Annotated in this window: 9 protein-coding genes and 3 pseudogenes; all 12 read right to left on the bottom strand. The window is 70.7% G+C overall.

The genetic code is table 11. The annotated features are described in order from the left end of the window. Nucleotides 1-185: 185 nt before the first annotated feature. Nucleotides 186-386, bottom strand: a complete 201-nt coding sequence (locus AC2W7C_RS08610; RefSeq protein WP_486001062.1) for a helix-turn-helix transcriptional regulator — start codon at nucleotides 384-386, stop codon at nucleotides 186-188. Continuing rightward, nucleotides 383-619 (bottom strand): hypothetical protein, encoded by a 237-nt coding sequence (locus AC2W7C_RS08605; RefSeq protein WP_486001061.1) that lies wholly within the window; start codon nucleotides 617-619, stop codon nucleotides 383-385. The genes AC2W7C_RS08610 and AC2W7C_RS08605 overlap by 4 nt, the downstream gene beginning before the upstream one ends. A 195-nt stretch (nucleotides 620-814) precedes the next feature. Continuing rightward, complete coding sequence (locus tag AC2W7C_RS08600; RefSeq protein ID WP_486001060.1) at nucleotides 815-2,218, bottom strand: protein adenylyltransferase SelO; 1,404 nt, start codon at nucleotides 2,216-2,218, stop codon at nucleotides 815-817. A 36-nt stretch (nucleotides 2,219-2,254) separates the two neighbouring features. Next, nucleotides 2,255-4,000: a TonB-dependent receptor gene (locus AC2W7C_RS08595; RefSeq protein ID WP_486001059.1), complete on the bottom strand. Its 1,746-nt coding sequence runs from the start codon at nucleotides 3,998-4,000 to the stop codon at nucleotides 2,255-2,257. Nucleotides 4,001-4,175: 175 nt separating this feature from the next. Continuing rightward, nucleotides 4,176-4,550, bottom strand: a pseudogene (locus tag AC2W7C_RS08590) (TonB-dependent receptor plug domain-containing protein); the annotation flags it as partial. A gap of 226 nt (nucleotides 4,551-4,776) precedes the next feature. Then, a complete protein-coding gene (locus tag AC2W7C_RS08585) occupies nucleotides 4,777-4,905 on the bottom strand; it encodes a hypothetical protein (RefSeq protein ID WP_486001058.1) in 129 nt (42 codons plus the stop codon). Between the two features lie 11 nt (nucleotides 4,906-4,916). Continuing rightward, a complete protein-coding gene (locus AC2W7C_RS08580; protein WP_486001063.1) occupies nucleotides 4,917-5,555 on the bottom strand; it encodes a sulfite exporter TauE/SafE family protein in 639 nt (212 codons plus the stop codon). Next, nucleotides 5,552-6,567: pseudogene (locus AC2W7C_RS08575) on the bottom strand (cysteine synthase A). Before AC2W7C_RS08575 ends, AC2W7C_RS08580 begins: the two are co-directional and overlap by 4 nt. Nucleotides 6,568-6,598: 31 nt before the next feature. Then, on the bottom strand, nucleotides 6,599-7,705 hold the full coding sequence (locus AC2W7C_RS08570; protein WP_486001057.1) for a phosphoadenylyl-sulfate reductase: 1,107 nt from the start codon (nucleotides 7,703-7,705) through the stop codon (nucleotides 6,599-6,601). Next, complete coding sequence (locus AC2W7C_RS08565) at nucleotides 7,689-9,356, bottom strand: nitrite/sulfite reductase (protein WP_486001056.1); 1,668 nt, start codon at nucleotides 9,354-9,356, stop codon at nucleotides 7,689-7,691. The genes AC2W7C_RS08570 and AC2W7C_RS08565 overlap by 17 nt, the downstream gene beginning before the upstream one ends. A 55-nt stretch (nucleotides 9,357-9,411) precedes the next feature. Further along, the gene (locus tag AC2W7C_RS08560; protein ID WP_486001055.1) at nucleotides 9,412-9,624 is read right to left on the bottom strand and encodes a DUF2849 domain-containing protein; all 213 of its coding nucleotides are present in this window, start codon (nucleotides 9,622-9,624) and stop codon (nucleotides 9,412-9,414) included. Then, a pseudogene (locus AC2W7C_RS08555) lies at nucleotides 9,621-9,838 on the bottom strand (siroheme synthase CysG); the annotation flags it as partial. The pseudogene AC2W7C_RS08555 and the gene AC2W7C_RS08560, both read right to left, overlap by 4 nt.

The raw sequence follows: 9,838 nt of genomic DNA, 5'->3' as shown, positions 1-9,838 counted from the left end.
GGGGGCCGCCTGCGCCTCGGCGGCGAAACAGGGCGGCGCTGGCGATGAGGGGGCCAGGCACAGGCCGGCGGCGAAGCTTTCCAGGCATGAGGCGGCGCGCCCCAGAATGGTGCTGGCGGTCATGGTCTTGTTTCCTTGTCGGGGTTGTCTGTCGGGCCGGGGCCCGGAAGGGACGAGCCGGAGGCTCAGGGCTGGAAGAGGGTTTCCACGGGTTGGTCCAGGATGCGGGCGATCCGGCAGGCCAGGGTGACCGACGGCGCGTACCGGCCGGTCTCGATGGCCCGGACGGTCCGGACCGAAACCTCGAGGCGGTCGCCCAGTTCGGCCTGAGTGAGGTTCTTCTCCAGGCGTCGGTCGCGCAGGCCGCTGGTCGTGACCGGGGTCATCGGCCTTGCTCCGCGTGGAAGCCGAGGCGGTCGCCGAAGCGGGCCAGGGCGACGACGAGGGCGACGATCAGCATCACCGCGCCGACCGAGGGCGCGTGGCCCCACGACTGCGGCCAGAAGGGGATCGGCTCGGGCATGTCCGAGACCAGGACCACCATCAGCAGCAGGAAGACGGCGGCGTCCCCCTGGCCTGGGGTCCAGTTCGATTTCGCCGGGGTCGTTTCGGTGTGCATGACAAGCCTCCCTGTCGTTGTGACAAGGTTGCTTTACAAAGAAGGCCGGGGTTGAGTCAAGTGTCTTTTACATCATGCCAAGGAAACTTTCCTTGTGCCGCGTCGCCGCTGGGTTAGTGCGGATGGCTTAATCCGCACCACGCTCCGTCACCCTCCGGGCTTGTCCCGAGGATGACGAAGGGCCGGAGCGCGCGCCTAGGCCTTGGCGGCCCGCGCGGCGGCGAGGCGGTCCAGCTTGGCCCGGAAGGGCGCCCAGTCGTCGCCCTGGTCGATCGCGGCCCAGATCGCCTCGACCTCGTCGATCAGCATCTCTTCCGGCTGGGGAGCGGCGAAGGCGGGACGCTCCAGCCGCTCGGGCCGATCCGGTTGATGTTCGAACAGGGCGAAGCGGAAGGCGTCGAAGGCCTCGCCCTGATAGAGCTTGCCGCGGGGGCCGCCCAGCGCCCGGGCCGAAGAGGCGAAGCCGCCGAACCAGTCGAAGAACAGGGGCTCCCACCGCAGGCCCTCGCCGCCCTCGCGCAGCAGGGCCAGGGTCGTGTCCAGCAGGCGCTGGTCCGCGGCCTCGCCGAGGCTCAGCACGCCCAGCCGCTCCAGGAAGGCGGCGCGCAGTTCGCGGATGTAGGCCGGGCCGAAGCCGTTCAGGGCGTCGGTCAGCGGGCCGGCGTCGGCGACCAGCTTCAGGGCGCCGCCCAGCTGGGTCAGGGCCCAGAACACGGCCTCGGGCTGGCGAGCGAAGGCGTAGAGGCCGGTCTGGTCGAAATAGGCGGCGGTGAAACCGGGTTCGTAATACGGCAGGAAGCGCCAGGGGCCGTAGTCGAAGCTTTCGCCCGTGACGTTCAGATTGTCGGTGTTCAGGACGCCGTGGACGAAGCCGGCGGCGACCCAGCGCGCCGTCAGACGCGCCGAAGCCTGGACTACGGCGGCCAGGAAGCCGGGCGCGTCCCCGCTGGCGACCTGGGGGTGGTAGAGAGCGCGGGCGTGCTCGACCAGGGCCTCGACCATGTCGGCGCGGCCGAACCAGGCCGCCCGCTGAAAGGTTCCGAACCGGATGTGGCTGTGCGACAGCCGCACCAGCACCGCCGAGCGGGTGGGGGACGGCTCGTCGCCGCGCTCCAGGGCCTCGCCGGTCTCGATCAGGCTGAAGGCGCGGCTGGTGGGGACGCCCAGGGTCTCCAGCATCTCGGCGGCCAGCACCTCGCGCACGCCGCCCTTCAGGGTCAGCCGTCCGTCGGCGGTGCGCGACCAGGGCGTCCTGCCCGACCCCTTGGTCCCCAGGTCCAGCAACCGGCCCTCGCCGTCCCTCAGCTGCGCCGCCAGGAAGCCGCGGCCGTCGCCGAGGTCCGGGTTGTAGGTGCGGAACTGGTGGCCGTGATACCGCATCGCCACCGGACCGGGCTGTCCGGGCAGCGGCTCGAAACGGCCGAAATGGGCGATCCATTCGGCGTCGGTCAGCGAGGCCAGGCCGACCCCGGCGGCGGCGCGGTCGTTGCGGAAGCGCAGGACGGCCTGCGGGAAGTCCGCCGCTCGCACCGCGTCGCCGTACTCGTCTCCCAGGTCGAAGAAGCGGGGTTCCGGGCGGTAGTCGGGCGAGACGGGCATACGCGCCAGATGCGGCGTCCGGCGCGCGGGCGCAACTCAGAAGCTCGCGCGCACCGTGACGCCGAAGGTGCGCGGGTCCCCCGGATTGCCGACGACCAGGCCGGAGTTGCCCGATTGCAGGCTGACGAACTGGAGGTAGTCCTCGTTCAGGGCGTTGCGCACCCAGACGAAGGCCTCCCAGCCGTTGTCGGCGCGGAAGCCGGCGCGGAGATTCAGCAGGGTGTAGCCGTCGATCTCGGTGTAGCGCGACACCGAGGCGTCGGAGTTGTAGCTGGAGCGGAACGACGCCTCGGCGCCGAAGTAGGCCTCGCCCGAGCCCTGGGCGAAACCGATCTGGCGGTGCAGTTCGCCGCCCAGCGCCCCGGCCCAGGGCGAGACGCCCGGCAGGTCCTGACCGCTGAGGTCGCAGGCCACGGTGGTCGACCCAAGCCGCTCGAGCGGGCAGGGGCCGTTGGCGAATGAGGCGTAGATCGCATCCGACCAGGCGATGTTGGCGAACAGATCGAGGTAGGCGTTCGGGCGGGCGAAGGCGTCGACCTCGATCCCCTGGATCTCGACCTTCTCGGCGTTGGCCAGATAGCCGCGCAGGGCGCCCGGACCGGTGTCGACGACGTTGGTCTGATAGTCCTCGACGTCGCTACGGTAGGCGGCGAAGTTCGCGGTCAGGCGTCGGTCGAAGGCCTGGACCTTCAGGCCCAGCTCCCAGGTGGTGACCACTTCGGGCCGCACGACGGCGTTGTTCACCGCCGGGCTTCCATCGGGAAGATTGGGGATGCCCGCCATATTGATCCCGGCGGATTTGTAGCCGCGCGCGAAGCTGGCGTAGGCGAGCACGTCGGGGGTCAGGTCGTAGGAAACGGCCAGCTGGCCGGACAGGTCCTCGTCGGTGAAGGCGGCGTCGTAGGCCTGGGGGCGGGCGATGCCGAGCCGGCGCGAGATCAGGACGGGGTCGGTCGTCGCAAGCCCGCCCGTGGTGGTGTTCTGGTAGCGGCCCGCCTTTTCTTCATAAGTGTAGCGAAGACCCGGCGTGACGTGCAGCCGGTCGGTGACGTGCCAGGTCACCTGGCCGAAGACGGCGAGGGAGTCGGTCTCGATCCGTGAGTCGTTGAACACCGTGTAGCCGTTCAGCAGGGCGTCCGGCGTTCCGGCAGGCAGCAGCCAGTAGGAGGCGTCGCGCCCGTACTCGGTCACCCCGTGGGTCTCGACCGCCTGGTGGAAGGCGTAGAGCCCGACGGTCCAGTCGAAGCGGCTGGAGCCATTGGAGGACAGGCGCAGCTCCTGGCTCCACTGGTCCTGCCAGGACGGGTTCTCGGACCGGCGGACGATGTCCAGGGCGGTGTAGTCGCGATCGTTGCGCGGGCCCCAGTCCCAGGCCCGCCAGGCGGACACCGAGGTCAGGGTGGCGAAGCCGAAGTCGTAGTCCACGATGGCCGAGACGCCCCGGTGAATCTGGTCGGCGCGGATGGCGCCGTCGGCGTCGGCCAGCCGGTCGTAGGGATTGGTGCTGGGCGGCGCGTAGCCGCGTCCCGCCGCCAGGGCCGCGTACTGCTGGGCCGCCGGCTTCAGGGTCGCCCCCGCGGTCACATAAAGCTGGGTGCAGCAGTCCGGGGTCAGGTCGGCGTAGTCGGCGAACAGGCGGATCCTCAGTCGCTCGTTCGGCTCGAACAGCAGCTGCCCCCGCAGCCCAGGGCGTCCTGGGCGTTCTGGGCGCGGCCGGCGTGACGTTCTGGAGCAGGCCGTCGCGGCGGGTGGAGACCACCGACAGGCTGCCGGCGAGCACATCGCCGACGATCGGCCCGGTGAAGGTCGCCTTGGCCTGCTGGAAGCCATGGTCGCCGATCGTCAGCTCGACGCGACCCTGGGGCTCGAAGCTGGGCGACTGGGTGGTGATGTTCAGGGCGCCGGCGGTGGTGTTCTTGCCGAACAGGGTGCCTTGCGGCCCGCGCAGGATCTCGATCCGGTCGATGTCGATGAAGTCCAGCGTCGCCGAGGCGGGGCGGGCGTAATAGACCTGATCGACATAGATCCCGACGCCTTGCTCCAGACCGTCGTTGGCCAGGCCGTAGCTGGCGCCCAGGCCCCGGATGCTGACGGCGGTGTTCCTGGGATTGGACGACAGCAGCTGGACCGTGGGGGCCAGTTGGGTCACCTGGGCGATGTTGTAGGCGCCGGTCCGGTCCAGAAGCTCCTCGTTGACCACCGTCAGGGCGATGGGGACGTCCTGGGCGCGCTCTTCGCGGCGGCGGGCGGTGACGACGATGTCGCCGATGCTGGCGACGCTCTCCTGCGGCGCGGGTTCCGGATCCGGCTCGGCCCAGGCGCCGCCCGCCATCCCCAGGCAGGCCAGCGCCGCGGCGGCGGAGGTCGTCAGGCGGACTCGGTCGGCGGATGGGCGGGTCATGGCGTCCTCGGCGCGAAAATGCGTCGAGATCGGCTTGGGGCGGCGGTCACGCTTCCGCAAACGGGATTATCTGGCGAAGCCTGTAAGAAAAACTATCCCGCCTGCCATGATGGGGGCGATCTGTGGCTTGGGTGGCCTAGTTTTTCTGTCTTCCTGGTCAGGCCTTGAGCAGGGGGCCGATCAGCTGGATCGCCGCCAGGGTCAGGATCAGCAGGCCGATCAGTCCGGCGAACGGCCGCAGCGGCAGAACCTTGGCGATCCGCGCCGCCAGGGGGGCGGCGACCACTCCGCCCAGGATCAGGCCTGCGATCGAGGCCGCGTACTGCCGGATGTCGGCCAGATCGCTCCAGTGGCCGGTGAGCAGCGCCGTGAGGAAGGTGGTGGAGACCGCCGTGGCGACGACGGCCTCGGCGGCGTTGCCGGTGCCGACCGCCTGACGCGGCGGTTCACCCACGCCGGACCAGGGTCGTGGTCACCGTCGGGGCCCCAGCCGCCTCCGCCCAGGGCGTCGAGAAAGCCGCCCAGCACGCCCAGCGGCGCGGCGCCGACGGCCGGGGTCGGGCGAAGGCGGATCTCGCGCGAGGCGCGGACCAGGATCACCAGGCCCATGAAGGCCAGCCAGGCCAGCACGAACGGTTTGATCGCCTTGCCGTCCACCGAGGTCAGCAGCACGCCCCCGGCGACGCCGCCGATGACCCCGCCCAGGGCCAGGGGCCAGAACAGAGGCCAGCGGATGTTGCCGTGGACCAGGTGGGACACACCCGACGCCGTGCCGGTGAAGACCTTGGCGGCGTGGACGCTCGCCGAGGCCGCCGCCGGGGGCGTGCCCAGGCTCAGCAGCAGCGTCGAGGAGATGACGCCGAACGCCATACCCAGCGCGCCGTCGACGATCTGGGCCGCGAAGCCCACCGCCGCGAACAGGAGGAAGTCGGTCATGAAGCGGCGGGCGCGCTCAGCCACGGCGGCGTCGGCAGGCCGCGCGCGGTCAGGAACTCCGGATTGAACAGGCGCGAGGCGTAGCGCCCTCCGGGGTCGCACAGGAAGGTCACGATGGTCTTGCCCGGCCCCAGCCGCTCGGCCAGCCGCAGGGCGCCGACCAGGTTGACTCCGCTAGAGCCGCCCAGGGACAGGCCCTCATGCTGGACCAGGTCGTAGAGCACGGGAAGGAACTCGGCGTCCTCCACCCGGAAGGCGTGGTCGGGCGTGAAGCCCTCCAGATTGCCGGTGATCCGCCCCACGCCGATGCCCTCGGTGATCGAGGTCCCTTCCGAGGACATCTCGCCCCGGGTGAACCAGTTGAACAGCGACGCGCCGGCGGGGTCGCCAGGGCGACCTGGATGGTCGGGTCCCGCTCCTTGAGGAAGGTCCCGACCCCCGACAGGGTGCCGCCCGAGCCGACCACGCTGACGAAGCCGTCGATCCGTCCTCCGGTTTGCTCCCACAGTTCCGGCGCCGTGCCCTCGTAGTGGGCCAGGCGGTTGGAGAGGTTGTCGAACTGGTTCGCCCAGAAGGCCCCGTTCGGCAGGGTGGAATCCAGCTCCTTGGCCAAGCGGGCCGAGTGGTGCACGAAGTGGCAGGGGCTGGAGTAGGGCGCGGCGTCGACCTCGACCAGCTGGGCGCCGACGGAGCGCAGGGCCTGCTTCTTCTCCTCGGACTGGGTGCGCGGCATGACGATGACCGCGGGATGGCCCAGGGCGGCGCCGACCAGACTGAGGCCGATGCCGGTGTTGCCGGCGGTGCCTTCGACGATGGTTCCGCCGGGCCGCAGCTGGCCCGAGGCCCGGGCGCGCTGGATGATGGACAGGGCGGCGCGGTCCTTGATGGACTGGCCGGGATTCAGGAACTCCGCCTTGCCCAGGATCTCGCAGCCCGTCGCTTCGGACAGGCGGTTCAGGCGGATGAGCGGTGTCCGACCGATCAGGTCGATGACGGAAGCATGGGACGTCACGGGAGGTCTCGAAGGGAAGAGGGAGGCCGGCTCAGGCGGCGGGGGCGATGCGGCGGCCCAGATGGATGCCGCATTCGGTCTTGGCGGCGCCCGACCAGCGGCCCATGCGCGCCGGCTCGTTCGCCTCGACGGGCCGCGTACAGGGCCAGCAGCCGATCGACGGATAGCCGTGCAGGCTCAACGGATGGCGGGGCAGGCCTTCGATCTCGAAACGGGCGTCGATCTGCTCGCGCGACCAGGCCAGCAGCGGATTGACCCGGATCCGTCCTTCGAACAGCTCGAACGGCTTCATCCCGGCGCGTTCGCGGGTCTGGTGCTGCTTGCGGCCGGTGATCAGCATGTCGATCCCCTCCAGGGCCCGGTCCAGCGGCCGGACCTTGCGCAGGTCGCAGCAGGCGTCCGGGTCCGACCGCCACAGGGCGCCGGAGGGGTCTTCGTCGGCGCTTTCCGTTTCGGAGGGCGTCACGATGCGAAGGTCCTTCAGACCGAAATGCCGGGCGATCAGGTCCCGGTACGCCAAGGTCTGGAGGAAGTGCATGCCGGTGTCCAGAAAGACGACCGGGGTCGCGGGGTCGATGCGGGCGACGAAGGAGAGCAGCACCGCCGCCTCCGCGCCGAAGGAGGAGAGGACCGCCGGGCGCAGGCCCTGGTTGTCCTTCAAGGCGAGCCACAGGATGGCCTGGGGGTCCGTCTTGCCGATCTGCGCGTTGAAACCGTCCGCCACGCCTTGAGTGATGCGCGGCGCGGGCCACGCGGGAGAGGTCTCGACGGTTCGCCGCCCGGGCCGCGTCCAGATCGGGGGCTCCGGGTCCGCCGCCGGCTGATAGGCGCCGCTGAAGGCCTCGTCCATCCGTCGCCAGGCCGAGAGGTCGGCGTCGGCGCCCACGACCACCGCGTCGAAGCCGGTGCGGCGCAGGTGCCGGGCCTGGTCCGGCAGCAGACGGCCGTCCGCGACCAGGCGTCCGCGGAAGCCCCGCTCGCGCAGGACCGAGGCCAGCGAGAAGCCGCGCCCGTCCCGGAAGGCGTCGAACTCCAGGATGACGACTTCGGCGCCGCTCGCGGCCGCCTCGACCTCGTCCAAGGGACTGCCAACGGGAAGGCGCAGACCCTCGGGCGCCTGTTCAAGCCACTGCATCATGGTCCTCGTAGATGGCCTGCCGAAACGGCTCGACGCCGGCGCGGCGGACGACGTCGAGGAAGGCTTCCCCCTCGTTGCGAATGTCCAGGTAGCGGTTGAGCGCGCGCTCGACCGCCGGCGCGACCTCGTCGCCCGGCAGGCTGCGGCCCACGATCTCGCCCAGGGCGGCGGTCTCGTCGGCCGAACCGCCCAGGGTGATCTGATAGTATTCCTCGCCCTTCCGATCGACCCCCAGCACCCCGATGTGGCCCACGTGGTGGTGGCCGCAGGCGTTGATGCAGCCGCTCATATTGACCCGCACGGGGCCCAGCCGCTCCTGGAAGTCCGGGTCCGCGAGCCGCTCGGAAAGGGCCTGGGCGACCGGGATGGAACGGGCGTTGGCCAGCGAGCAGTAGTCCAGTCCGGGGCAGGCGATGATGTCGGTGACCAGGCCGGCGTTCGGCGTCGCCAGGCCCAGTTCGACCAGGCGCTCCCAGAGGGTCGGAAGGTCGTCCAGCTTCACGTGCGGCAGGACCAGGTTCTGCTCGTAGGCGGCGCGCACCTCGTCGAAGGCGTAGGTCTCCGCCAGGTCGGCGACGCCGTCCATCTGGTCGGCGGTGATGTCGCCGGGCACGCCGCCGCGCGGCTTCAGCGAGACGGTGACCGAAGCGTAGCCCGATTGCTTGTGGGGCCGCACGTTGTTGCGCGCGAACCGGGCGAAGGCGCGATCGGTCAGGACGCGCCGGTCGAAGGCGTCGCTGGTCCGCGGCAGGTCCTGGAACGGCGGCAGGGCGAAGTAGGCGCGGATGCGCTCGACCTCCGCCTCGGGCACGCGAAGCGCCTCGCGCCGCAGGGTCGCGAAATGCCGCTCCACCTCCTCGCGGAAGGCGTCCAGTCCCAGCGAGGCGACCAGGATCTTGATCCGCGCCTTGTGGATGTTGTCCCGGCGCCCCAGCAGGTTCCAGGCCCTGAGGATGGCGGTCAGATAGGCCAGCAGGTCCTCGGCCGGCACCTCGGGCGCGATCTCCTGGGCGATATGAGGCAGGCGTCCCTGGCCGCCGCCGACGAAGACCCGGAAGGCGGTTCGGCCATCCGCAGTCTTGACGATCTGCAGGCCCACGTCGTGGGTCCGGATCGCCGCGCGATCCTCGGGCGCGCCGATCACCGCGATCTTGAACTTGCGCGGCAGGAACGAGAACTCGGGGTGGAAGGTCGACCACTGCCGGATCAGTTCGCACCAGGGGCGGGGGTCCTCGATCTCGTCGGCGGCGCAGCCGGCGAAGACGTCGGTGGTGACGTTGCGAACGCAGTTGCCGGAGGTCTGGATGGCGTGCATCTCGACCTCGGCCAGCTCGGCCAGAATCGCGGGAAGGTCGCTCAGCGCCGGCCAGTTGTACTGGATGTTGGTGCGGGTGGTGAAATGGCCGTAGCCCTTGTCGTAGACGCGGGCGATGCGGGCCAGACGGCGCAGCTGCCGACTGCTCATCACCCCGTAGGGCACAGCGACGCGCAGCATGTAGGCGTGCAACTGCAGATAGACGCCGTTCATCAGCCGCAGCGGCTTGAAGGCGTCCTCGGTCAGGTCGCCGTTCATCCGCCGCGCGACCTGATCGCTGAACTCCGCGATCCGCTCGCGCACCAGGGCGGCGTCGAATTCGTCGTAGCGGTACATCAGGCGGCGTCCAGGCTGTGGCCGACGCTGGGGCCGGACGCCCGCAGCGTCTCCTTCAGCCGGTCCCGGCCGGACGGCCGCCGTCGCCGATCTCGACCAGATAGGGACCGACGAAGAGTTGGGGCTGGGCCAGGGCGCGCTCGAGGGCCTTCTCCGCCGCCGCCTCGTCGAGACGTTCGGCGAGCGTCAGGCTCTCCACGGCCGCGCCGGCGGGTCCGGCGTAGATCACCCGGCCGTCGGACAGGCGGTTGGCGGTCAGGATCTTCACGCCGCCGCCTCCGCGAGGGCGGCCGTTTCGGCGCGCGCCCAGGACGCGGTCTCGCCGATGATCAGCAGGGCGGGGCTGGCCACGGCCTCGCGACGGACCAGGTCGGCCAGCCCGTCCAGCCGTCCCGCCAGGACGCGCTGGTCCGGCAGGGTGCCGCGCTCCACCACCGCGACCGGCGTGCGGGCGTCCAGCCCGGCCTGGAGCAGCCGGTCTG

The organism is Brevundimonas sp. CURTG3B2_SDJG, from assembly GCF_057364705.1.
The sequence above is the reverse complement of the archived record's forward strand: the minus strand, read 5'-3'. Positions and strand labels throughout refer to the sequence as shown.

Excerpts from the sequence above, each read along its gene's own strand:
- AC2W7C_RS08595 (WP_486001059.1), bottom strand. The coding sequence starts at position 4,000 with ATGTGCTCGCCGGCAGCCTGTCGGTGGTCTCCACCCGCCGCGACGGCC.
- AC2W7C_RS08600 (WP_486001060.1), bottom strand. The coding sequence starts at position 2,218 with ATGCCCGTCTCGCCCGACTACCGCCCGGAACCCCGCTTCTTCGACCTG.
- AC2W7C_RS08610 (WP_486001062.1), bottom strand. The coding sequence starts at position 386 with ATGACCCCGGTCACGACCAGCGGCCTGCGCGACCGACGCCTGGAGAAG.
- AC2W7C_RS08605 (WP_486001061.1), bottom strand. The coding sequence starts at position 619 with ATGCACACCGAAACGACCCCGGCGAAATCGAACTGGACCCCAGGCCAG.
- AC2W7C_RS08570 (WP_486001057.1), bottom strand. The coding sequence starts at position 7,705 with ATGATGCAGTGGCTTGAACAGGCGCCCGAGGGTCTGCGCCTTCCCGTT.
- AC2W7C_RS08565 (WP_486001056.1), bottom strand. The coding sequence starts at position 9,356 with ATGTACCGCTACGACGAATTCGACGCCGCCCTGGTGCGCGAGCGGATC.
- AC2W7C_RS08580 (WP_486001063.1), bottom strand. The coding sequence starts at position 5,555 with ATGACCGACTTCCTCCTGTTCGCGGCGGTGGGCTTCGCGGCCCAGATC.